At 71.3% G+C, this 22,959-nt stretch carries 18 protein-coding genes; 7 read left to right on the forward strand and 11 right to left on the reverse strand.

Going from position 1 to position 22,959, the window contains the following annotated elements; all coding sequences use genetic code 11:
- The first annotated feature begins 118 nt into the window (after positions 1-118).
- Complete coding sequence (locus AB0F81_RS27925) at positions 119-3,805, forward strand: SpoIIE family protein phosphatase (RefSeq protein WP_360201891.1); 3,687 nt, start codon at positions 119-121, stop codon at positions 3,803-3,805.
- On the opposite strand, the gene AB0F81_RS27930 is transcribed toward AB0F81_RS27925, so the two are convergent.
- The 4 genes from AB0F81_RS27930 to AB0F81_RS27945 form a co-directional block, all read right to left on the reverse strand.
- Positions 3,768-4,457, reverse strand: coding sequence for a VC0807 family protein (locus AB0F81_RS27930; protein WP_360201893.1), 690 nt, complete (start codon positions 4,455-4,457; stop codon positions 3,768-3,770). The genes AB0F81_RS27925 and AB0F81_RS27930 overlap by 38 nt on opposite strands.
- The gene (locus tag AB0F81_RS27935) at positions 4,454-4,879 is read right to left on the reverse strand and encodes a hypothetical protein (RefSeq protein WP_360201894.1); all 426 of its coding nucleotides are present in this window, start codon (positions 4,877-4,879) and stop codon (positions 4,454-4,456) included. The genes AB0F81_RS27930 and AB0F81_RS27935 overlap by 4 nt, the downstream gene beginning before the upstream one ends.
- A gap of 202 nt (positions 4,880-5,081) precedes the next feature.
- Entirely contained in the window at positions 5,082-5,753 is a 672-nt protein-coding gene (locus AB0F81_RS27940) for a Rid family hydrolase (RefSeq protein ID WP_360201895.1), read from the reverse strand.
- Positions 5,753-7,270 (reverse strand): FAD-dependent oxidoreductase, encoded by a 1,518-nt coding sequence (locus AB0F81_RS27945; RefSeq protein ID WP_360201897.1) that lies wholly within the window; start codon positions 7,268-7,270, stop codon positions 5,753-5,755. The genes AB0F81_RS27940 and AB0F81_RS27945 overlap by 1 nt, the downstream gene beginning before the upstream one ends.
- 265 nt (positions 7,271-7,535) lie before the next feature.
- On the opposite strand from AB0F81_RS27945, the gene AB0F81_RS27950 reads away from it, so the two are divergent.
- Complete coding sequence (locus tag AB0F81_RS27950) at positions 7,536-8,993, forward strand: SMI1/KNR4 family protein (RefSeq protein ID WP_360201899.1); 1,458 nt, start codon at positions 7,536-7,538, stop codon at positions 8,991-8,993.
- Positions 8,994-9,131: 138 nt separating this feature from the next.
- Here AB0F81_RS27950 and AB0F81_RS27955 read toward each other — a convergent pair whose 3' ends face one another.
- On the reverse strand, positions 9,132-9,788 hold the full coding sequence (locus AB0F81_RS27955; RefSeq protein ID WP_360201901.1) for a response regulator transcription factor: 657 nt from the start codon (positions 9,786-9,788) through the stop codon (positions 9,132-9,134).
- A complete protein-coding gene (locus AB0F81_RS27960; RefSeq protein WP_360201903.1) occupies positions 9,785-10,942 on the reverse strand; it encodes a sensor histidine kinase in 1,158 nt (385 codons plus the stop codon). Before AB0F81_RS27960 ends, AB0F81_RS27955 begins: the two co-directional genes overlap by 4 nt.
- A gap of 135 nt (positions 10,943-11,077) precedes the next feature.
- Between AB0F81_RS27960 and AB0F81_RS27965 the strand changes: the two genes are divergently transcribed.
- Both AB0F81_RS27965 and AB0F81_RS27970 read left to right on the forward strand, forming a co-directional pair.
- Positions 11,078-11,512 (forward strand): hypothetical protein, encoded by a 435-nt coding sequence (locus AB0F81_RS27965; protein ID WP_360201905.1) that lies wholly within the window; start codon positions 11,078-11,080, stop codon positions 11,510-11,512.
- Positions 11,513-11,653: 141 nt separating this feature from the next.
- On the forward strand, positions 11,654-13,078 hold the full coding sequence (locus tag AB0F81_RS27970; protein ID WP_360201907.1) for an FAD-dependent monooxygenase: 1,425 nt from the start codon (positions 11,654-11,656) through the stop codon (positions 13,076-13,078).
- Here the strand turns inward: AB0F81_RS27970 and AB0F81_RS27975 are convergent.
- Positions 13,046-13,801 (reverse strand): DinB family protein, encoded by a 756-nt coding sequence (locus tag AB0F81_RS27975; RefSeq protein WP_360201909.1) that lies wholly within the window; start codon positions 13,799-13,801, stop codon positions 13,046-13,048. The two genes, AB0F81_RS27970 and AB0F81_RS27975, sit on opposite strands and share 33 nt — an antisense overlap.
- Before the next feature lie 136 nt (positions 13,802-13,937).
- Complete coding sequence (locus AB0F81_RS27980) at positions 13,938-15,296, reverse strand: PLP-dependent aminotransferase family protein (protein ID WP_360201910.1); 1,359 nt, start codon at positions 15,294-15,296, stop codon at positions 13,938-13,940.
- Between the two features lie 146 nt (positions 15,297-15,442).
- Between AB0F81_RS27980 and AB0F81_RS27985 the strand changes: the two genes are divergently transcribed.
- Entirely contained in the window at positions 15,443-16,672 is a 1,230-nt protein-coding gene (locus AB0F81_RS27985) for an MFS transporter (protein WP_360201912.1), read from the forward strand.
- 29 nt (positions 16,673-16,701) lie between these two features.
- Here AB0F81_RS27985 and AB0F81_RS27990 read toward each other — a convergent pair whose 3' ends face one another.
- On the reverse strand, positions 16,702-17,484 hold the full coding sequence (locus AB0F81_RS27990; protein WP_360201914.1) for a hypothetical protein: 783 nt from the start codon (positions 17,482-17,484) through the stop codon (positions 16,702-16,704).
- Positions 17,485-17,492: 8 nt separating this feature from the next.
- Positions 17,493-18,869 (reverse strand): PQQ-binding-like beta-propeller repeat protein, encoded by a 1,377-nt coding sequence (locus AB0F81_RS27995; RefSeq protein ID WP_360201916.1) that lies wholly within the window; start codon positions 18,867-18,869, stop codon positions 17,493-17,495.
- A 192-nt stretch (positions 18,870-19,061) separates the two neighbouring features.
- Here AB0F81_RS27995 and AB0F81_RS28000 point away from each other — a divergent pair, with 192 nt between their 5' ends.
- Entirely contained in the window at positions 19,062-19,418 is a 357-nt protein-coding gene (locus AB0F81_RS28000) for a PRC-barrel domain-containing protein (RefSeq protein ID WP_360201918.1), read from the forward strand.
- A 954-nt stretch (positions 19,419-20,372) separates the two neighbouring features.
- Complete coding sequence (locus AB0F81_RS28005) at positions 20,373-21,014, forward strand: DUF305 domain-containing protein (RefSeq protein WP_360201919.1); 642 nt, start codon at positions 20,373-20,375, stop codon at positions 21,012-21,014.
- Between the two features lie 186 nt (positions 21,015-21,200).
- On the opposite strand, the gene AB0F81_RS28010 is transcribed toward AB0F81_RS28005, so the two are convergent.
- Positions 21,201-22,715, reverse strand: a complete 1,515-nt coding sequence (locus tag AB0F81_RS28010) for an alkaline phosphatase PhoX (RefSeq protein WP_360201921.1) — start codon at positions 22,713-22,715, stop codon at positions 21,201-21,203.
- Positions 22,716-22,959: the final 244 nt, after the last annotated feature.

A 22,959-nucleotide genomic window follows, 5' to 3' on the forward strand; every position in this document is an offset into this window, starting at 1 on the left:
CTCACGATAGGGAGATCTGAGCGCGGAGACTCTTATGAATTGGTGACGTCCGAGCCGGTGGTGTTCCGCGAGCCGACCTGTCAGCGTCAGCTCGGTCTCGCGTGGGTAGCGTGACTGTGTGACGGACGATCTCTTCGCCGGCGGGGGTGCCACGGGGCGCCTGATGAGCGGGCTCGACTGGTCGGCCACCGATGTCGGTCCGGTGGAGACCTGGTCGCAGAGTATGCGGGCGGCCGTCCGGATTGTGCTTTCCTCCCGCTATCCGATGCTTCTGCTCTGGGGACCGAATTACACCCAGCTCTACAACGACGCCTACTCCGCGTTGATCGGTGACAAACATCCGGAGGCGCTGGGCGGCGATGTCCGGGTGACGCTCGCCGAGGGCTGGGACGTTCTGGAGCCGTTGATCGTCGACGCTCAGGCGACCGGCGTGGCCAGCTGGGTGCCGGCGTTGCAGCTCGCGCTGGATCGGTCGGGCTACCGCGAAGAGGCGTACTTCAGCGTTTCCCACGCGCCCGCCCGCGACGACGACGGCGCCACCGCGGGCATCCTCACCGTGTGCAGCGAGGTCACCGAACAGGTGGTCGGTGAGCGTCGGCTGCGCCTGCTGCGCGACCTCGCGGTGCCGGCCGGCGGCCGGACGGCCGACGTCGAGCAGGTCTGCACGCAGCTCTGCGCGGTGATCGGCGAGCACCGGATCGATGTTCCGTTCGCCGCCATCTACCTGCGCGACGGCGCGCTGCTCCGCCGTGCCGCAGCCGCCGGGGTGCCCGATGTCGACGCGGTGCTGCCGCACATCGTCGGCCCGGCCGAGGACGGGTGGCGCCTGCACGTCGCGGCAGGCGGCGAGAGCGTCGACGTCGAGGACGCCGCCGAGCGTCTGGCCGTGACCGGTGGCGCCTGGGACGACCCGGTACGCACCGCGGTGGCTGTTCCGTTGCCGTCCGCCGAGCGGTCGCAGCCGCTGGGTGTGCTGCTGGCCGGAGTCAGCCCGAGCCGGGGCCTGGACGAGACGTACCGGTCGTTCTTCGCGCTGCTCGCGCAGCAGGTGGCGGTTGCGGTGCGCAACGCTCAGGCGTACCAGGAGGAGCGTGACCGCGCCGCGGCGCTGGCCGAGCTGGACCGGGTCAAGACCGACTTCTTCACCAACGTGAGCCATGAGTTCCGTACCCCGCTGACGTTGATGATGGGTCCCTTGAGTGACGCTCTCGCCGATGCCGGCGAACCGCTCGGGCCGGCCCAGCGGGACCGGACGGAGATCGCCCTGCGCAGCGCCAACCGGCTGCTCTCGCTGGTCAACAATCTGCTGACGTTCTCCAGCCTGGAGGCCGGCCGGGCGGAGCACCAGCCGCGGCCGATCGACCTCGCCCGCTACACCGCCGAGCTCGCCGGCGTCTTCCGGGCGGCGATCGAACGCGCCGACCTGCGCCTGGTGGTGGACTGCCCGCCGCTGCCGCATACGGTGGTCATCGATCCGCTGCACTGGGAGAAGATCGTCACCAACCTGCTGTCGAACGCGCTGAAGTTCACCTTCGTCGGTGAGATCCGGGTGCGGCTGGAGGCCGACGGCACCACGGTCCGGCTGACCGTCGCGGACACCGGCATCGGGATCGCCGCGAAAGACCTGCCCCAGCTGTTCGACCGCTTCCACCGCGTGCGGGGTGTGCAGTCCCGCAGCCACGAGGGCAGCGGGATCGGCCTGGCGCTGGTCCGCGAGCTGGCCCGGCTGAACGGCGGCGAGGTGACCGTCGAGAGCACCCCCGGCGCCGGCACCACCTTCACGGTGACCGCGCCGCTGGTCCGGGCCACGGCCGTGGAACCGTTGCCGGACATGTCGGCCGCGCAGGCCGCGGCCCGGGAAGCGGCCGGCTGGCTCGACGTCCCTGCCGCCGTCCCGCAAGCTGCGGCGGAGTCGTCCCGGCTGCCGGAGGCAGACGAGGCCCGGATCCTCGTCGCGGACGACAACAGCGACATGCGGGCCTACCTCAAGCGGCTGCTCAGCGGCCAGGGCTGGCAGGTGGAGCTCGCCCCGGACGGGCGCGCGGCGCTGGAGGCGATCCACCGGTTCCCGCCGGACCTGCTGCTCACCGACGTGATGATGCCCCGCATGGACGGCTTCGCCCTCGTTCGTGCGGTGCGCGCCGACGAGGCCACCCGGGCGCTGCCGGTGGTCATGCTGTCCGCCCGGGCCGGCGACGAGTCCGGCGTCGAGGGCCTGGAGGCCGGCGCCGACGACTACGTGGTCAAGCCGTTCACGGCGGCGGAGCTGGTGGCGCGGGTCCGCAACACTCTGCGCCTGGCCCGGGTGCGCGCCGCCCACACCCGGCAGCTGTCCGCGCTCGCCGACACCGCCGCGGTGATCGCGTCCGGTCGCGCCCTCGAGGAGGCGTTCCAGGCCGTCACCGAGCAGGCGCGGGCCCTGTTGGCGGGCATCGCGGCCGAGGTCGTGGTCACCGGCGGCAAGGAACGTGCCGCGCTGCGGTTCACCTCGGGCGCGGACGGCACACCCGCCGAGGGGTCCGGCACGGTGCGTGCGGCGATCCGGGGCCGGGACGGCCGGCCGATCGGCACGCTCACCGTGCTGATCGACCCGGCGCGCCGGCCTGATGATCAGGACCGCGACCTGCTCGAGCCGATGGCGAACATGCTGGCCTCGCTGGCGCAGACCGGCTGGCAACTCGACCATGACCGCCAGCTCGTGCTGACTCTGCAGCAGAGCACCCTGCCGGAGGATCTGCCCGCCCTGGACGGCTGGGAACTGCAGGCGGCCTACCGGCCGGCCGCCGGGCGGGTCGGGGGTGACTGGTACGACGTCGTGGTGCTGCCCGACGGCGGCGCCGTGCTCAGCATCGGTGACGTTGCCGGCCACGGGCTGGGCGCCGCGGTGACGACCGGCCAGGTGCGCAACGCGGTCCGGGCGTACGCGGTGGAGGACGCGGCGCCGGCGACCGTTGTCACCCGGGTGGCCGAACTGGTCTCTCGTCTCGGTACGCCGGCGATGGCCACGCTGTTCGTGCTTCATCTGCGCCCGGACACCGGGGACTTCGCCTGGTGCAGCGCAGGTCATCCCACGCCGGTGTATTCCGGCCCGGGGCAGGACACCCACCTGTTGCAGGGAATTGTCGGGCCACCGCTCGGTCTGCGCCGGGCGTCGTACCGGCAGAACGAGGGAGGCCTGCCGCCCGGCGCCCAGGTGCTGCTCTACACCGACGGCCTGGTCGAGAGTTTCCCGTTCCCCATCGACGTCGGGCTCGAGCGGCTGCAGCGGCAAGGCCGGCAGCTGTACGCCGCCGGCGCGTCTCCCGCCGCTCTGCTCGATGCCGTGCTGGCCGGCGTACCCGACCCGCAGCGCGACGACATCGCGGCGCTGGTCCTGCACCGGCGCCGGACGCCGGAGACGCAACTCCTGGCCGACGTGCCGGACCTGCACGTCACGTGGTCGTACCCGCTGGACCCGTCGGCGTCCGGCATGCTGCGCCGCGACCTGCGCGCCGCCCTCGGCACCCACAGGATCGACCCCGATCTGCTGTACGACCTGCAGGTGGCCGCGACCGAGGCGGTCAACAACGCGGTGGAGCACGCCCAGCAGCCCAGCCGGCCCACGGTGGAGGTCGAGTTGCGGGTTCACGACGGCACGGTCCTCATCGTGGTGCGGGACTTCGGAGGGTGGCGAGCCCGGCCGGCGGTCCGCGACCGCGGCCGCGGCGCCCTGCTGATGAGCGCCTACGGCGACGTCCGGGTCGTCCCGACCGCCACCGGGACCACCGTCACGATCGAACGCCGCTGGCAGGCCCCGGACCAGTGACCTCGGCCGGTGACTTCAGCAGCTTCAGGACTTTCCAGCGGTAGGCCTGCAGCATGACGAAGCCGTGACCGATCACCAGCAGCCCGACCAGGACGAGCACGCCGGTGATCGGCACCAGGTCGAGCGGCGCGGTGTATGCCAGGACCACCCGGGCGATGGCGTCGATGAGGAAGGCCAGGCCCCACACGATGCTCGCGAGCGTCATCCAGCGCCGGAAGACCGCGTTGCCCTCCCAGAGCTGGTCGTACCGGTGGGTCATCTGCGGCGGGCTGGTCTTGCGGGCCACGTCGAGCAGGAAGGGGCGTGAGGTCGCCAGTGACCCGATGATCCACAGCCCGATCGCCGCGGTGATCCAGCTCTCCCGGGCCATCAGCGCCCGCTCGTCACCGGTGAAGAGCGCGACGACCAGCGACAGGACCAGCGCCCCGATGACGAAGACGCCCGTCGGGTCGAGGCGCCGGCTGCGGGACCAGGTGAGTGCCACATTCGCGGCCGGGCTCAACGCCGCGACCACGACCGCGAGCCACGGGTCGGCGCCGATCGCGCGGGCGACATAGTAGATCGCCAGTGGCAGAACCACGTCCAGGGCGATCGCGGTGAGCGAGGCGCTCCAGCTCGTCGTGCGCGGGTTCTCGGGCGTCTGGGTGTTCATCCGGTCCTCCCGGGGTCGGTTCGGGTGGCGCGGTCCACCAGAGCGGTCAGCTCACGGCCGTACAGCTCCAGGTCGAGGTCGGGGACGACCCACAGTTGCGGGCCGATGGCGTCGATGGCGGCGCGGATCGTCATGGCCATGGTGCGGGTGTCGAAGTCGGTGAACTGCCCGGCGGCCTGGCCGCGGGCGAGGAGATCCTGCAGCGGGGCGAGCGCGATGCCGTAGACGGAGGCGTCGTGCTGCAGCTTGCTGTCGCCGTCCGGCGTCGTGAAGTTCATCGCGATCGAGGTGAGCACGCGGACGTCGTCGCGGTGCTCGGCGATGTATTGCACGTTCGCCGCCACGTACGCCCGCAACTGGTCCGCCGGTGTGCCGTCGGCCGGGAGGCGCTCGCCGATGTAGCTCGCGCCGGCGGCGAGCACCTTTTACCGCGGACTGCGGCAGCTCGCACACTGTGGACGTTGAGAGCCGGGTCAGGTGGTGCACCTCGGTGCCGGGCCATCGGGGTAGGTGCCGCCGCCCGGCATCGAGGCCGCGACGGCATTTGCGCAGCTGGTGTGAGCCAGGACGCTGTCGCCGGCCTCGCTGTTCATTACGAGGGGAGGCCGGCGACAGCGTCAGGTACTACTTCCTCTTGGCCGGGTAGGCCGCGTCGACCTCGACCTCGACCAGCCAGCCGGCGACCGGCAGGTTCTCGATCTCGAGCGCGAATCGCGACGGCCTGGCGGGGTTGGTCACCATCGGCGGCGCGGGTGCGGCCGAGCCGAGCGGCACGTTCACCGGCTTGCCGGTGGCGAGGCTGGTGTTGGCGAAGAACTGCCGGTAGGCACGATTCCAGCCGGCGAAGTCCATCTTCTCCTGGCCGGCGGGGTTCTGGAGGAAGACGCGCATCGTGATGACGTCGTCGTAGGAGAGACCGGCCCTGGCCAGGTTCTCCCCGATGCGGCGCAGGACGTTGATGCCCTGCGCCTCGGTGATCGTCACGCCCGGCGGGAGCTGGCCGTCGACCAGGTCGACCGGGTCGATGTAGCGGGCCTCGGTGCCGGCCGCGGCGGCCGTGTTGAGGCCGCCGGGCCCGAGCCCGCTGGTCTTGTAGGTCGCGGTGTCCCGGCCGATCGCCACGCCGTCGGCGATCGACGGATTGTCCTGCCCGGCCGGCAGCAGCGAGACCGTGGTGCCCGGGCGGGGCGGGAAACGGCCGGCGGCGACGGCGGTCGTCGGCGCGACCAGGGCGGCGGTCAGGGCGACGGCCACGATGATCTTGGTGCGGGTGCTGAGGTGGCGAAGTTGGCGCATCAGGCGGTCACCCTTTCGTGGATCTGCTCGACGGTGGCGCGGGCCGAGGTGATGGCGCCGTGCTGCCAGGCGATGGCGTGGCTGAGGTGGTCGCCGGCGAAGTAGACGTTGCCGCTGGCCTGCAGGAGGCTGCGGTAGCCGGCGCCGGTCTGGCCGCCGGCCGCGCTGGGCCAGCTGACCCAGGCCGCCTCGGCGAACTTCGCCGACGCCCAGTCCTGGCTGAACGAGGCGATGATGCCCTCGCCGTAGACGTCGCCGAAGATCTTCTTTCCCTGTGTGGTCGCCTCGGTGAGCCGCTGTGCGGGGGTGAGGTTGCCGTAGAAGTTCGCGTTGCTGCCGGTGTTGTAGTAGCCGATCATCGTGCCGGTCCTGCCGTGGTAGCCGTACGACGGGTGCCACATGTTGCCGATGTTGGTGTTGGCGTTGGTGATGCCGCCGTAGATGCGGAAGTCCTCCTCCCACCAGCGGCGGTCGTACTCGATGCCGATCTTGCCGGCGTTGGTCCGGCTGACCGAGCCCAGCGCCGTGACGACCTCGGCGGGCATGTTGCTGGGGATCCTCGCGGCGATGTGGGGCGGCATCGCGTTGACGGCGAAGTCGGCGGTGATGGTCCTCGTGCGGCCGGCAGTCGTGTAGGTGACCGCCACGCCGTCCGTGGTGTTGTTGTAGGCCACGACCTCGGCGTTGTACCGGAAGTTGCGGGCGCCGATCGCCTTGGCGAAGGCATACGCGATGCGATCCATGCCGCCGACCGGCTGGTACATCATCATCGCCTGGTCGAAGCCCATCTCGAAGGAGAAGTAGTTGCCCAGGGTGGAACGGAACACGTCGGTCAGCTCGTACTGCGGCAGCGGGGTGCCGGCCTCGAGGTGAGCACCGGGCTGAGGGGCATAGCCGCGGCGCCCGCCACCGGCGTACTCGTTGGCGGAGTTGATGGCGCCGAAGCTGCGCAGGTAGGCGATCAGGGCGTCCTTGTCCGCGGCGGTCAGCTCCGCGTCGAGGGCGCCCTGGCTGGTCGCCTTGGCCAGCAGCTCGGCGGTGTAGCCGTAGGCGTCGGCCTTCACCGCACGCTGCCGGACGGGAACGCCGTTGAGCGCGCCGGGGACGTTCTCGCGGTAGAGGAACGCGTCGGCGTTCTGGTTGGTGAAGACCTCGATCGGGACGCCGAGCTCCTTGCAGTAGTCGAGCGTCACGTGCATCTGCGGGATGCGCCCGGGGCCGGCGTTCATGTACTGGCCCTTGGAGAACCGGGCCTTCTGCGTCTGTCCTTTGAGGTCGGTGAAGGTGGTGCCGCCGCGGACCGTCCAGTTGCGGCCGCCGGGGCGGTCCTGACCCTCGAGCACGGTGACGGAGTAGCCGCCCTTGAGCAGCTCGTAGGCAGCCGTCATGCCGGCTATGCCGCCACCCATGACGATGACGGACTTGGCGCCCCGGCCGCGCAGGGCGTCGTTCGTGAGCGGGGTGAAGGGCGGGGTCTCGGCAGCGTTGGCTGCGGTGGTGAGGCCGAGAGCTCCCATCGTATGGAACATGACTCCTGCGCCGCCGACGATGCCGACGTGGCGGAGGAAGTCACGGCGTGTCTGACCCAAGGCTGAACCTCCCAGGCACGTCCGGGAGGCAAGGGGCCCTCCCGAAAGTTAAGGATCTTGAGCCGGGACGCTAGGGTCGCCAGATTTCACCGCCGCTTCACCATCGTGTCCACCGCATTGCCATACCCGATCGTCGATGCCTGTGGCCAGGTCCCGCACCGGCCCGGCCGTGCGCTGCTGGCACAATCCCGGCGTGGGCGAGATCGACGAGGTGCTGCACCGGTTGGGCAAGGCGTTCGTGGCGGGCCTGCGGGAGCCCGGCTACCAGCTGACCACTGTGCACGCGCATGGCAGCCAGAGCCAGACGTACACCATGGCGGGGGAGCCGGCCCTGCTGGGCCGCTGGAACAACCTGGACCTCAACAACGCCACGGCGGCGCTGCCCGGCGTGGCCGACGGTGGTCTGGTCGTCGAGATGATCGGTGATCCGAGCGGGACGTACACGATCCACTGGTCGCGGGAGCTGCCGTCGTTGCCGGCCCGGATCGTGCTCGACGAGGGCTACCGGCTGCCCGGACATGAACGGCCGCCGGCCCGTGAACCCGGGACCACCGACACCCGCGTCACCGATCCGGCGGTGCTGGCCGAGGTCGAGCGGCTGGCCGGCGAGTTCGTCGCACGGCACCATCCGCAGGGGTACGCGCCCGGCTACTCCGAACAGGAGATCCTCGCCGCCGAACAGCAGCTCGGGGTGCGGCTGCCCGAGGATCTACGGGCTCTCTACCGGGTGGTCCATGACGACAGCGGGGAGTCGGGACTGCTCGACCCGTTCGTTCTCGTACCCCTGCACGTCCTCGTCGAGTGGAACCGGGAGAACCATCCCGGTTACCACGACGGCCTGTTCGACGACGCGGTGATCTTCGACTGTGCGCCGGCCGGGCACGTGCGCCGGGTGTCGTCGAGCAACGGCTGGGTGACGTTCGCCCGCGACTACGGCATGAACTTCGCGGCCGTCGACCTCGATCCGGGCCCGTCGGGCCGCGTCGGTCAGGTGCTGACGCATGGACGGGACGTGTGGGCGCCGGCCGAATACGTCACCGCCTCGGTCACCGACCTGCTGCGCCGCGCCATCGCGACGCTCGACGACGAGCGCCCGTCACCGCCCGACCCCGAGATCAGGGCGGACAGCATCGCGGAGCTGCCGGTGACGGCTCAGGGGGTGGTGCTGCGCGCGGACGGCCCGGTCCGCTTCGCCGACTTCGCGCCCTTCACGAGCCTTCGATCGGTGGTGATACGTGGCGACGTCCCGCTGGTCGACCTGACGCTGTCCGACCGGCTGCCGATCGAGCGCCTGCACGTGGAGGCGGCCCGATGGGTACCCGCGCCGCTACCGCCGACCCTCGTCGACCTCACCTTGAGCGGCAACGACGAGCCGGCGCCGGTTGCCGGCCTGGCCACCCTGCCGAACCTGGCCCGTCTCGATCTGTCCAGGGCGGCGGTGCCGGACATCGAGGTGATCGCGACGTTCCCCGCGCTGCGCGTGCTGACCCTCAACGGCCGCCAGTGGACGGACCTGCTGGCGTCCGGTGGGAAACCGGACCGGCTGGCCGCCGCCGCGTTGGGCGGCGCCGCGGGAGTGGGTGACGCTGCCCGCTGGTCACAGGCCTTCGGATATGAGGGCAACTTCCACACCCTCACCGGCGGTCACTGATTGCCAGTGCCAGGTTGTCGTACACCAGGGAGTTCGCCGCGACAGTGCCTGGTCGCCGTCGATGCACGGCGTTGGCCCGGCCCAGGACGACGCCCAAAACGCGGCCCGTTGGTAGTGCCGCAGAGCGGGGCTCACCCGCTACCGCCGGTTGCCGGGGATGATCAGCCCGGACTCGTAGGCGATCACCACGGCCTGGGCCCGGCTGGTCAGGTGCAGTTTGGCCATCAGCCGGTTCAGGTGGCTCTTCACGGTGGCCTCGGTGACGTGCATGACCGCGGCGATGTCGGGGTTGCTGCGCCCGGTGCCGACCTGGCGCAGCACCTCGACCTCGCGCGGGGTGAGGCGCTTCAGGTGGGGTGCGGGCGGGTCGGCCGGGGCGTACGCCTCGATCAGCCGGCGGGTGACGCTGGGGGAGAACAGCATGTCGCCCTGCGCGATCGTGCGGATGGCGGCCAGCAGCCGGTCCGGCGGGGTCTCCTTCAGCAGGAAGCCGCTGGCTCCGGCCCGCAGGGCGGCGTAGACATACTCGTCCAGATCGAACGTGGTGAGCACCAGGATCCGCGGTGGCGGTGCCGCGGCTGCCGCCAGGATCCGCTCGGTGGCCGCGACCCCGTTCAGCTCGGGCATCCGGATGTCCATCAGCACCACGTCCGGGCGCAGCCGGGCCGCCTCGGTCACCGCGGCCTTGCCGTCGGCGGCCTCGCCGGCGACGGTCAGGCCGGGAGCGGCGCTGATCAAGGCGGCCAGACCGGCGCGGATCAGCACCTGGTCGTCGACGATCAGCACGCTGGTCACGGTGGCGGCAGCGGCAGGCTCAGGCGCACCTGGAAACCGTGCGGCGTCCGAGGGCCGGCGGCCAGCGTGCCGCCGTAGAGCAGGGAGCGTTCCCGCATGCCGATCAGCCCCTTGCCGGTGACCGGGCCGGCCGGCCGCACCGCCCGCCCGTCATCGGCGATCGTCACTACGAACTCGTCCGGACGATAGCGCAACGCCACCGTCGCGGTGGCCGGGCCGGCGTGCTTCACCACGTTGGTCAGGCCCTCCTGCACGATCCGGTAGGCGCAGACCTCCATCCCGGGCGGCAGCGGCGCCGGGGTGCCGATCACGGTGACCTGGACCGGGACGCCGGCCGCCCGGACCCGGTTGAACAGCTCAGGCAGGTCGGCGAGCCGCGGCGCCGGGGCGAAGCCGTCCGGTTCGCCGGGCGCCTGCTCGCCGCCGGCCGGCACTCCGGCCCGCAGCAGCCCGAGCAGGCGGCGCATCTCGTCGAGCGCCTCGGTCGCGGTCTCCAGCACAGCGCCGAGCGCGCGGTCGGCGGTGTCCGTGTCCGAGCGCAGCACGTAGCGGGCCAGGCCGGCCTGCACCGCGATCACCGACATGTGGTGTGCGATCACGTCGTGCAGCTCGCGGGCGATCCGGACCCGCTCGTCGCGCACCGCCTGCCGGGCCAGGCTGTCGGCGGCCCGGGCCAGGCGACGGGCGGTGTCGGCGATCTTGCACACCACGGCCGGGATGACGATGCCGGTGGCGACCACCGAGACGACGCTGCCACGCCCGGTGGCGAGCACGCCGGCGATCCAGGTGGCCGCGCTCAGCGCGGCGCAGGCGAGCACATGCCACCACGGGCGTACGGTCGCGACCGTGTAGAGGGCGAGCAGGATGCCGTACGTGTTGGCGGACGGGGGATAGCCGGCCGCCGCCGACACCGCCCAGAAGAAGCAGCAGACCAGCAGGGTCGTGGTCGGTGCGCGGCGGCGCAGCGCGGTCGGCGCGGTGGCCAGCACGGTGAGCATCGCGGCGGTCGCGTCGTAGGGCCGCCACTGCGACGTGGGGTCGGCCCAGCCCTGCAGCACGCTGGCCACGGTCAGTCCGAGCGCCAGCAGCACATCGGTGAACAGCGGATACGCCGCCGGTAGCCGGGTCAGGCGACGCCACCGGCGAAGGCCCATCGCCACACCGTAGAGCGGGCCCGGCCCGGTGTCTTGGTGTCCTGGTTGGAAGTTCTTCTCCCGTCCTCGGTTGACGCCCACGGCCGGCCGGGCTGGCAGCTTCGGACGGTGACACCGCAGATCGGAGGAGGAGCGATGATCAAGAAACTGTGGTCGGTGCTCGCTGCGCTGACCCTGCTCGCCGGCGGGCTGCTCGCGGCATCGCCGGCCCAGGCGGCCGAGCCGCCGTACCGGATCACCGACGGCGACTACACGTGTTTCGGCAAGACCGGCCGGTTCAAGCCCGGCACCCGGGTGCTGCTGGCCGACTGGAATCAGAACGGCAAGAAGGAGATGTGCGTCGGCGTCGCGCCGGACCGCACCATCTGGTACATCCAGCCGACCTCGGCGGACTGGAAACAGGTGCCGGGCGGTGGCCGTGCCGACGACATGATCCACTGGTGGACGGCGAGCGGCGCGAAGCGCGTGATCAGCGTGTGGGTGGCGAACCCACGGGCCCACTACTACACGTGGTGGAACTCGTCCGGGTGGGCCGAGTATTGGTGGCACTGCCCGACGAACGTCTGCTGAGCCCGCGCGCCAGAGGGCCGGCGTCGCGTCGGCCCGACCGGTTCCGCCGCGAGTCGCGGCGGAACCGGACTGCGGAACGGGGCAGCGGCACTTTTCGATCATTCGATATCGTCAAGGTTCCTAACAGCCACGGGGGCCTACATGTTCGCTGCTAGTCGCTTCGCCGCGGTCTCGGTTGCCGAGGCGCCGGCCGACACCCCGGTCCTGTTCCGCCGGGCGATCGTGCTCGGCGGCAGCGTCGCCGGGCTGATGGCCGCCCGCGTGCTCAGCGATCACGCCGACGAGGTCCTGATCATCGACCGGGACGATCTGGCGTCGCTGTCCATCCCGGATGCCCGGATCGCCGCGGACCCGGTCACGGCCATCGGCCCCCGGCCCGGCGTGCCGCAGGGCAGCCAGGTGCACGCGTTGCTGCCGGCCGGTCAGATCCAGCTGGAGCGGTGGTTCCCCGGGTTCACCGAGGAAGCGCTCAAGGCCGGCGCGGTGAACCCGCCGCCCGGCACGAACCGGTTCTACCTGGACGGTGAGCTGCGGGACGAGGCGCCGACCGGCCCGGCGGCACAGGCGCTCATCTCCAGCCGGCCGTTCCTGGAGGCGCTGATCCGCCATCGGGTGCTCGGGCGCGCGAACGTGCGTACCGTCAGGGGTAAGGCCGAAGGCTTGCTCTGGGAGGGCGAAGCCGTCGCCGGGGTGCGTTTGGTCCCGGCCGGTTCCGCGGAGGTGGTCGAGGAGCGGGCCGACTTCGTGGTGGACGCCACCGGCCGGTCGAGCCGGTTGGGCGACTGGCTGGAGGCCGGCGGCTTCACCAAGCCGCCGATGCAGCGTATGGCGATCAAGCTGAACTACGCGACGGCCCTGTTCCACCGCCCGGAGCGGGCCGACGTGTGGACGTGCATCTCGGTCGCCAATCCCGGCCCCGGCCGGACCGCACGGATCGGCGGGTTCACCCCGATCGAGGGTGGCCGGTGGACGATGCTGGTGTCCGGTTACGCCGACGACCGTCCCGGGCGCGACGCCGACGAGTTCCGGCGGCGCTGCGTCGAGGACTTCCCGGCCGAGTTCGGCGAGGTCGCGACGGGTGCGGAGCCGGCCGGTGACGTCGTCACCTACCACCAGGCCGACAGCCGACGGCGCGACTTCCACCAGGCGCGGCGGCTCCCGGCCCGGCTGGTCGCCGCCGGCGATGCGGTGGCTTCCTTCAATCCGGTGTACGGCCAGGGCATGACCTCCGCGATGCTGCACGCCTCGTGCCTGTCGGAGTATCTGCGCGGCAACCCGCGTCTGGACCGGCCGGCCCGTTCGTACTTCGCCGACGTGAAGGTCGTGGTCGACGCGGCCTGGCAGATCTCCACCATGGCCGACCTGGCACTGCCGCATGTCGACGGGCCGTACCCGCGCGGCTACCGGATCCTGCGCTGGGCCAGTGGCCTGATCTTCAAGGCGTCGATGCGTGACCACACGGTCAGCCGGCGGCTGGGACAGGTCACCACGATGCTCGCCCACCCGAGTGCGCTGGCCAGCCCCGGCTTCCTGCTACGCGCCCTGACCCGAGGGGCCCGCGCCTGAAGTGGCCGTTCGCATGCGCGACAGCTTGTCCAGGTCGCGCACGCAGAAACCGTGGTGCTCCCGTTCCTCGTTGAGCACGGTGCCGAGGCATTGCCGCACGCGCCGGCCCTTGGCATACGGCGGCCACATGTCGTCGTCGGGCACCGGCGCGGGCTTCGCGAGCTGGTCGGGAGTGACCTCGGCCAGCCACGCCTCGATCTCCGAGGCCTGCCGGTCGCGCACGCTCAGCACTTCGTCGAGACCCGGCCGGGCGGACCGGTCCAGTCCCAGCGCCTCCTGATCCGGCACGAACGCGGGCGCCAGTCCCATCGCCGTGAACGGCTCGGTCAGCCCGAGTACGCAGCGCCGGAACCACGAGTCGTGCACGAAGACGAGGTGACGCAGCGTCTCGACCATCGACCACTCGCCGTCGGCGCCGAGATGCTCGCTGCCCTCGGGCATCGACCGGACCCGCTCGGTGGTCGTCGCCCACGCCTGGCGCAGCTGTCGCCAGGCCTCGCGCAGGTCGGCCGGTTCGTCGGAACGGATCAGCAGCCGCACCGGGTGCCGGCGGTCGAGTTCCGCCTCGACGTACGACATCACCTCCACGCCGTTGACCACCAGGTTGGTGACCAGGCCGTCGATCTCCGCGTCCTGCATGACCACCCCGACGAGCCGTGCCCTGCTCAGGTCACACTCCCGGAACTCCGTGCCGGTGAGATCCTCATCGTTGAAGCGCCGCATCCGGACAGGCTAGGCCGAACGGGCAGGTAGCCGCGACCCGCGGGCCCACCATCCCATCGCGGCAACGACATGACCGACGCCGCTGTGCACTGGCGGGAGGTCTTCTCCACGCGGCGGGTGGCAGCCCCTGCTGCACTCAGGCCAGGGCCTCGACCGCCCGGGTCAGGGTCTCCGGGGTGCCGGTGAACGGCATCCGCAGGTAATGGGTGAGCGTACGGTCGGCCGAGAAAGCCGTTCCGGCGGACAGTTTCACGCCCCGGGCGGCGGCGCGGGCGGCGAGCGTCGTGGCGTCGACGTCGTGCAGCCGCAGCCAGAGGCACAGGCCTCCCGGTGGGAGGGTGAAACTCCAGTCGCCGGCGCCGTCGAGCAGCGCTGCGAGGTGGTCTCGTTGGGCGCGAAGCCGGTCCCGGCGTTCGCGTAGCAACTCGCTCGGGTCGCTGAGAAGCTCGCCGGCGATGAGCTGCTCCAGCGGTGGTGGCGACAGCCGGGCCTGCAGCGGATTGAGCTGGAGTTCGCGGATGCGGGAGGCGTCGGCGCGCAGCCAGCCGACGCGCAGGCCACCCCAGACGAGCTTGCTGGTGGAACCGATGGCGATGATCCCGGGTCCGGCCAGGTGCGGGACGGGTTCGGCCGGGACGCGCAGGTCGAGGTCCCGCAGGGTTTCGTCGACGATGACCGTCATGTCGTGGCGGGCCGCGAGGCGGGCCACCGTCGTCCGAGGCTCGGCCGGCATGAGGGCGCCGGTCGGGTTGTGGAAGTCCGGTGTCAGGTAGGCCAGCGCCGGTCGTGCCGCCTGCACCGTGAGCGCCAGGCGGGCGGCGTCCCAGCCGTCACAGGACACCGGCACGACCGCGAGCCGGGCGCGGCGCCGCCGCAGGATGCTCAGTGCGCCCTGGTAGGTGGGGTTCTCCACCAGGATCGGACGGGAGCGGTCGTGCAGGTGGTCCACCAGCAGGGTGAGCGCGGCCCGGGCGCCCGAGGTGACCAGGATCTGATCCGGCCGGGTCGGCAGCCCGTCCCGGGTGTACCGGTCGGCCAGCAGGTCACGCAGCTGCGGCAAGCCCGCGTCCGGTTCGGCGGCGTCCACCAGCAGGGTCGGCGATCGCCGCACGGCGCGCCGGGTCGCCTCCAGGTAGGCGGTGTGCGGGGCGGCGGGCACCGCGCGGGTCAGGTCGAGTCCGTCGCCGTGGTCCACCGACCACGGCGCGGTCCGGTCGGTGACCGCCGGCGGCAGCTGGACGGTGCTGCCGCTGCCGTGCCGGGTGCGTAGCCATCCGGTGTCCCGCAGCGTGGCCAGGGCGGTCACCACCGTGCCGCGGCTGACCTGGAGGGTCGCGGCCAGGGAGCGTTCCGAGGGAAGGCGCGTGCCGACCGGGATCCGCCCGTCGACGACGGCGTGACGGATCGCGGCGGCGAGGGCGTCGACCAGCGGGCCCGGTGCCTGCCGCCAGCCGCTCAGAACGGACGCGAATCCCGGGCCGGGGATCTCCATCATTGGTCCAGTCTGCCAGAAGTGGACCAGGACTCGGCGGCGTCGCCGACCGTAGCGTGCCTCGCGTCGATGCTCTCGAGATCGAAGGAGCCGAGCATGTTATCCCTGGTTTTGGCGGGCCTGGAACCTTTCGGCGGCCGGGTGCGGGCGTGAGCGGATGGTGGCGCCGGACTGCCGGCGGGCTGCCGCCGACGTTCTGGTACCTGTGGACCGCGTCCCTGGTGAACCGGACCGGCGCCGTGGCGCAGCTCTACCTCGGTGTCTACCTGCTGTCGGTGCGGCACTTCGATGCGGCGTACGCCGGGCTGGTCATCGGATTGGGCGGGATCGGCACCGCGCTGGGGGCGCTGCCCGGCGGAATCATCGCGGACCGATGGGGACGGCGCCCGGCGATGCTCGGGGCGGGCATCCCGGCCGCCGTCACGATGCTGTCCCTCGGCTGGGTCACCGACCCGTGGGCCATCGTGACCCTGGCGCTGCTGCTCGGCGTGTTCCTCGGCATCGTCCGCCCGGCGTTCACCGCGTCGATCATCGATGTGGTCGCCGCGGAGGACCGGGGCCGCGCGCTGAATCTGAACTACTGGGCGTTCAACCTCGGCTCCGGTGCGGCGGCGCTGCTCGCCGGCCTACTGATCGAGAGGGAACCGTCGTTGCTGTTCGCGGCGAACGCCGGTGTGCTGATGTGCTCCACCGCTCTGCTGGCGCTGAAGGTGCCCGAGACGCGCCCTGCCGTCGCCCCGGGGAGGGCGGTCCGGTCGGTCGGGCTCGGCGTCGTCGTACGCGATCGGGTCTTCATGACCTTCGTCGGTCTCGCCATGCTGGGCTGGGCGATGATCGAGACCAACAAGATGCTGCCGGCCGCGCTCGCCGCCGACGGCCTGGACGTGACGGCCTACGGGCAGGTCATCGTGGTCAACATGGGGTTGATCGTGACCGGTCAACTGTTCCTGCTGAAGCTGGTGGGACACCGGCGTCACGACCACGTGCTCGCCGCCTCGGCCGTCATCACGGGGGCCGGGTTCGGGCTGGTCGCGGTGGCCGACACCGTGTGGGCGTACGCGCTGACCGTCGCCGTCTGGACCCTCGGCGAGATGCTGATGACCGTGGCGAACTCCGCCCTGACCGTTGACCTTGCCCCGCCCGAGGCTCGCGGCCGCTACCAGGGTGTCTTCGGTTTCGGGTTGACCGCCGCGATGTTCGTCGGCCCGGCCGTCGGCGGCCTGGTGACCACCTGGTTCGGGCCGGACGTGCTGTGGGTGGCGGTCTTCTGCCTCGGTCTGGTGCTGGCTGCCGCGAACCTGGCCGCCGGCCCACCGCGGGACCGTCGGCTGGCGACGCTGAGGCGGACCGGGGCGGCCGTCGCGCGGGGGAGACGGTGACGTTGCTGGTGGGCGGCACCGCCGGCGGCCTAGGCCCGCTGCCGGCAGCGGTGTGGTGAGCGGACCACGTCGGCGATGCTCGTCGCGCAGTAGACCGGGCCGGCGCCGCTGCGGAACGTCCCGGTGGCGGGCAGCCGCGTCGTGTGCGCCTCACCGCCGAAGGTCCAGCGCATCTCGAGATGCCAGGTGGCGATGCCGGCAGGCGCGGCCACGAAGACCTGGAACAGCATTGGATCCTGCTCGGAGACCGTGTAGGGGAAGCCCTTCGTCGGCCGCCGCGGGACGGTGCTGATCGGCCGGCGCACGTCACGCAGGGTGAGGTCGAAGTCCTGCACCTCCAGGTGGGCGCCGCAACCGCCGCCGTCCGGCACGACGCGGACCGCGTCCGGCGCCCGCTCCCACGAGCCGACGACCGCTCGCAGGTCGTGCAGCACCGCCCGGCCGGCGCGCTGGCTCTCCACGACGAACACGACGGTAGTGGCCGTCGGCGTCGCGCCGTGCGCGGCGAACCAGGCCTGCGACTCGTCCGGGCCGAAGACCGCGTCCGGAGGCGCCGGATCGCCACGGAGGTCCTTCAGGCCGCCGCGGGCGACGTACTGCGAGCGCATGCAGGACGCATCCCCGGCGCCGGCGCCGCGTACCGAGACGCGCAGCGCCTCACCGGGTGCCGGGGAGGGCTGGGTCTGCTCGCGAACCTCCCCGAAGGTGTCGGTGACCGCGCTGACGCCGGTGCCGATCGCGCCGACGGCGGCGACGACGACGCCCGCCGCGATCCAGAAGTTCGACGGGCGGCGGTGACGGGACTCGGGCACGGGACTCCTCAGCTCATCCGGAAGCCGCGGACGGCTCCGTCCCTCTCGACCAGCAGCCACGGGCCGGCGACGCGGAACCCGTCGCCCTCGACGTCCCACAGGGGGTGGCCGTCGTCGCCGTTCAGGGCGTACAGATGGGAGGCCTCGACCTCGAACTGCTCGGGGTTGACCTGCCGTGTCGTCGTGACGTGGACCAGAACCGTCCCGGTGCGCGGGTCCACGATCGGGTACTCGTCGTTGCCGGGCCAGGCGGCCGACTTCCACAGCGTCCGCCCGGTCCGTGCCTGGACGGCGGTGAGCGACACGGTGCGCTTCTTCTCGGTGAACGGCGAGCGTGTGCGGAAGAAGAGGCGGTCTCCGGGTTGCCCGACGGCGGGGACGAGATAGCCCCGGCCGGTTCCGTCGTCCTGCCAGAGCAGCGTGCCGTCGTGATCGTGGACGGCGGCCTTCCCGTGGTCGTCGACGACCAGCACATCACCGACCGTGGTGAACTGCGGGTACGTGTCCGGCTCGATCCGTACCGGCTCCCGGTCCGTGGGAGTCAGCGCGGGCCGCGACCAGTCGATCGTGTACCACCGGCCGGTGCCGGAGTCGACCACCTGTCCGCCCGGGAGCACGACCGGCCCGCAGTCCGACGTCGGCGAGCGCACCGCGGTGACCGAGCCGTCGGCCAGGCTGAACCGGACCAGGTGGCCGCCGCTCCACCCGTAGAGCCAGGGCCGCGCCGGAACCGTGCAGAGCAGCTCCTCGGCGGGAGAGTTCTGCCACCGCACCCGCCCGGTCGCCGGATCCAGCCCCCAGAGGCCGAGCGTGCCGTTGCCCGCTTGCGCGTTGACCACGACCATGCACCGGTCGGCGGCCACGACGACCGGCTGGGCACCGGCGGGGAACCGCTCGGACCACCGCACCCGGCCGCTGGCCAGGTCCACCGCGCGCAGCACGGGTTGATCTCCCGCGAACCGGATGCCGCTCACGGTGAGCACGACGTCGCCCGCCAGCGTCGCCCACGGATCCTCGCCCATCCCGATCGTCACCGGGCCCGGCAGCTCGGGGAACCGCCACCGCCACCGTGTGGCCAGCGTCTGCGGGTCGAGGCCGATCAGCCACTTCGGGTGCGGCCCCTGCTCGAGCGGGACGCCGGTGTTGAGCAGCAGGACGCTCTCCGTCATGGTGGCGCTGATGATCCGGCCCGGCTTTCCGGCGAGGCGCACCGATGCCGGCAGCTTCTTCACCGTACGGGCGGGCGCGGGCCGTGTGGCCGCACACGGGTCGACGAACGCCGGAGGCCGGCCCGCCGCGGGCGTCTGCTCACGGCCGAGGAACCCGAGCCCGCTCACCAGGACGGTGCCGACACCGGCCAGAGCGGCCCACCCCCGCCACTTCATGGATCCTCCGCCCGCTCGTCGGTCGCGGTTTAGAGGGATATCGCGCGGCCCGGCTTGATCGCCAATGACCGATCCCGAACGGGGACGTCCGAACGGTCAGCGCGGCCCGACCAGGCCGGCCGTGTACGCGTGATGCCGCGACTTACCTTCGCGCCGGTGTTTCCCCCACCCGGTACCGGGCACCCAGGTGGCATGTTCCCCGCTGAGAACCTCCGCGACTGGCGCGGCGAGAAAGTGATCGACCCCGACGGCGACAAGATCGGCGAACTCGAGGCCGTGTACGTCGACACGGCCACCGACGAACCGGCTTTCATCACGGTGCGGGTCGGCTTCATCGGCCGGCACAAGCTCGCCTTCGTACCCGTCGGCGGCGCCACCGTGACACCCAGCGCCGTCCGAGTCCGGTATGACAAGAAGCTCGTCGGCGACGCCCCGACGATCGACCTGGACGGGGAACTCACCGCCACGGATGAGCCGACCGTGTTCGCGCATTACAACCTGCCGTACCAGACCGGCGCGGCCGGGGAACGACGGCTGGCACGCCGTTGATCCACGCGTGGCTGTCCCGCCCAGATGCCGTGACCGTCCAGCCGGATGTCGGGTCGCGAGTTGTGCGGTTTCCCTCTCCGAGGCACGGCGAACACGTCGCTGCGACGGTGTTCGGCGGAAGGGTACCCCCGGTCGAGGGATATCCCCCGAGAGGGATGTTTCGGGGTTCGTGTTGACCGCTCGCCATCGGGCTCTAAGCAGTGGCAACAGCAAGGGTTGGGTGAGCGTGAGCGCGGCGTCTCTCCCTCGGGGGGTTCGCCCCGGGGTTCACTCGCCGGTGTTCCCGGCCCAGCCCCCGCACCCCGGCGCGGCGTGGCGTGGCAGCTTCGCCGGGAGCGAGGCAGGCGGCAAGGTGCGCAGGGCCAGCCCGATCATGACCGTCTCCGGCGAGGCTCGTCAGGCGAGCGCAGGCCGCGCGCTACCGTGGACGCCGTGACACCGGCAGCAGCGACCGCGATCGGCCGGACGGCTCGGATCGTCCTGCTGCTGGCTACCGCGTTCGGGCTGGCGCTCATGCACACCCTCGGGCATGCCGGTGTCCGCCACGATTCGTATGCCGCTGAGGCGAGCATGGCACTGCCCGTAGTCACCGCCGCGACAGCGCCTCTGGCGCTTGTCGCAGCGACGCCATGCCCCGACGGGCACTGCGACGGTCACGGCGGTCATGGCTCGGCAGGTGTGTGGAGCGTGTGCCTGGCGATCCTGGCCGGCCTGGCGGCGATCATGTTGTTCCTGTGGCTGTTCAGGCCCATCCGTAGCTGTCGGCCGGGCATCTCCCGGTGCGTCCGGTGGGTGCTGTCGCCGCGAGCGCCACCGGATCGGCCGGTGGCCCTGGCTCTCGTTTCGGCAACGGTGCTGCGCATATAGGAACGCCACCTCGGCGGCCATTCCAGTGGCCGCGCCGAGGCGTCCCCGCGTACCCGAAATTGCTGAGATGAAAGGTAAAGACCTGCAATGATGCGTTCCTCCGTGCTGCCTGCAACCGTTCTGCGCCGTGGTTTGCTGGGCGGCGCCGCCGTCACCGCCATGCTCGTCCTGTCGGCCTGCGGCGGCAGCGACCACTCGTCGTCCGGTTCCGGCATGAACCATGGCGAGGCAGCCCCGTCGGTGGCGGCCTCGGCTGTCGGCACGTTCAACGACGCCGACGTCACCTTCGCCCAGTCGATGATCCCGCACCACCAGCAGGCGGTGCAGATGGCTGCCATGGCCGGCGGCCGCGCCGCCGACAGCGAGGTGAAAGCGCTGGCGGGCAAGATCCAGCAAGCCCAACAGCCGGAGATCGACACTATGACCGCATGGCTGACGGCCTGGGGCAAGCCGGCCCCCATGCCGAGCATGGGTTCCGGCATGGAACACGGGTCGATGCCCGGCATGATGTCGGACGCCGACATGGCCACGCTGATGGACGCCAAGGGCGCGGCGTTCGACAAGCACTTCCTGACGATGATGGTCAGTCACCACGAAGGCGCCATCGACATGGCCCAGCAGGAAGTCGAGCAGGGTTCGAACCCCGAGGCGAAGGCTCTGGCACAAAAGATCATCACTGATCAGCAGGCTGAGATCGCCACGATGAAGGCCATCCTCGAACGACTCTGACGTACGTCACTTCGGCGGCCGGCTGCTCAGTGTCCGGCCGCCGAAGTGGCTGCGGCCGCCCGGATCACGGCTCGTCACCCCTTCCGTGACAACACCGGAAGTGCGCGCCGGGTTGAGGCGGGTTGAGGCGGCCCAACCGGTTGATGTGGTGCACCGCGTTGGCCAACCGGTTGACCGGTTGACGGTTCAGACGTCGATGCGTTCCCAGGGACCCCAGATCGCGATGGACAGCCCCACGGTGGACTGGATGTTGACGAACAATGTGCGTCCGTCCGGGCTGAACGTCGACCCGGCGAACTCGTCGTTGAGCTGGGTGGCGATCTTGTTCTGTGCGATGTCGAAGAGTTCGCCCCGGCGGGTCAGCCCACGCAGGAAGTTGAAGTTCGCGCCGTCCTCGCAGACGACGAGGGTTCCGCGGGCGCTGGTGGTCACGTTGTCCGGGAAGTCGAGCACGTCCTGGCTGGGTGACTCGTACAGCATGTGCAGGGTCTTGCTCGCGGGGTGGTACCCCCAGATCTGACCCCAGCCCCGGCCGAAGCCCGCGACGGTGTCCGGCTGGGTCGGTCCCGGCGCCACCCCGCCCTGCGTGGAGGTGAAGTAGATCCAGCCCCGGTCGTACACCGTGCCTTCGAGCCGGGAGAACTTGGCGGCGCCCTTGGCCAGTCCCTGGCCACTCACGAATTGCAGAGCCTCGTCGTTGGTCCGGCTGGGCGCCGAGCCCGGTGCCGGGCGGCCGAAGTCGAATGACGGCTCGTCGATCTCGACCCATTCCACGCGGAACCGCGTGCCGTCGGCCAGGTGCACGGCCAGGTCCGCGTTGTCGACGCCGACGACCTTGAGCATGTAGAGCCGGCCGCCGTCGAGCAGCCGCCCGGCCCGCCTCGGATGCTTGGGCGGAACGTACTTGTAGAAGCCGGACGGGAACGCGAAGTTGTCCTCGCTGAGGTACAGCGCGCCACCTCTCGGATCCCAGGCGACGGACTCGTGCGGGAACCGGCCGGCGTGGGTGATCGGGGTGGCCGTGGCCCCACCGCGCACCGGCACCTCGAAGATGAACCCGTGGTTCTTCTGCAGCCGGGCGTTCTGAACGTACGTGGTCGGTGGCGCCGCCGAGCCACGGGTGAAGTCGTCGGCGACGTCGTACCCGTTGACGGTCTCCTCGCAGGTGATCCACGAGCCCCAGGGCATGCGGCCACCGGAGCAGTTCATCTGGGTGCCGGCGAGGCTGGCGTAGGAGAACTCGACCTCACCACGGTGGGTGACGTGCACGGTCGAGGTGCCACCGAGCGCCGAGGAGTCGTATGTCGGCGTGCGGGCCGCGCCGAAGGAGCCATCGAGCGCGGACCCGTTCTCCTCGTGGTTGCGCACCAGGGTCACCAGACGCCGTCCGGGACCGTCGAAGGCCGCCATGCCGTCGTGGCGGCCGGGCAGGAAGGAGCCGTCGTCGAGGACGACGTTCGGCGGTGTCGGCGGCCGCCGGCTCTGCTGGAACGAGCGGTACTGGAAGCCCTCCGGCAGCGCCAGCCGGACGACGCCGTCACGCAGATCGGGCACATCCCGCAGAAGGGTGCGCGGGCCCCGGCCGGCACCCGCCACGGCCGGGCCGGCGAGGAACCCGGCAAGCGGACCGCCCGCGATGGCAGCGCCGGCCGTCACAGCCGCGCCGCCCTTCAGCAACGAACGCCGGTCGAGATTCGTCAAGGAGCCCTCCTCGTTGAGTGCTGAGCCTCGTTCCTCGCACCCTAGCCACGACGACCACGTGACATAACCCAGCAGACGTCCCAGATCTTGTCGTCGGCCTCGACGACGGTGCCGCCGAGATCGTGCGCGCGTTCAGTGGCTGCTCACTTAGAGGGCATCTGATCCTCTAAGGGGATAGTTCACGTTTGCGCAGGTCATAGGCCGTGATCGTTCGTTGGGCAGGCATGGGGATGGAGCGACTTTC

The sequence above is a fragment of the Actinoplanes sp. NPDC024001 genome, from assembly GCF_040638955.1.
In the GTDB taxonomy this organism is placed as follows: domain Bacteria; phylum Actinomycetota; class Actinomycetes; order Mycobacteriales; family Micromonosporaceae; genus Actinoplanes.

Bases quoted from the DNA above. Each gene is read 5' to 3' on its own strand.
- AB0F81_RS27930 (WP_360201893.1), bottom strand. From the start codon at position 4,457: ATGAACACCCAGACGCCCGAGAACCCGCGCACGACGAGCTGGAGCGCC.
- AB0F81_RS27940 (WP_360201895.1), bottom strand. From the start codon at position 5,753: ATGCGCCAACTTCGCCACCTCAGCACCCGCACCAAGATCATCGTGGCC.
- AB0F81_RS28005 (WP_360201919.1), top strand. From the start codon at position 20,373: ATGATGCGTTCCTCCGTGCTGCCTGCAACCGTTCTGCGCCGTGGTTTG.
- AB0F81_RS27970 (WP_360201907.1), top strand. From the start codon at position 11,654: ATGTTCGCTGCTAGTCGCTTCGCCGCGGTCTCGGTTGCCGAGGCGCCG.
- AB0F81_RS27975 (WP_360201909.1), bottom strand. From the start codon at position 13,801: ATGCGGCGCTTCAACGATGAGGATCTCACCGGCACGGAGTTCCGGGAG.
- AB0F81_RS27960 (WP_360201903.1), bottom strand. From the start codon at position 10,942: ATGGGCCTTCGCCGGTGGCGTCGCCTGACCCGGCTACCGGCGGCGTAT.
- AB0F81_RS27980 (WP_360201910.1), bottom strand. From the start codon at position 15,296: ATGATGGAGATCCCCGGCCCGGGATTCGCGTCCGTTCTGAGCGGCTGG.
- AB0F81_RS27995 (WP_360201916.1), bottom strand. From the start codon at position 18,869: ATGAAGTGGCGGGGGTGGGCCGCTCTGGCCGGTGTCGGCACCGTCCTG.
- AB0F81_RS28000 (WP_360201918.1), top strand. From the start codon at position 19,062: ATGTTCCCCGCTGAGAACCTCCGCGACTGGCGCGGCGAGAAAGTGATC.
- AB0F81_RS27945 (WP_360201897.1), bottom strand. From the start codon at position 7,270: ATGGGAGCTCTCGGCCTCACCACCGCAGCCAACGCTGCCGAGACCCCG.
- AB0F81_RS27965 (WP_360201905.1), top strand. From the start codon at position 11,078: ATGATCAAGAAACTGTGGTCGGTGCTCGCTGCGCTGACCCTGCTCGCC.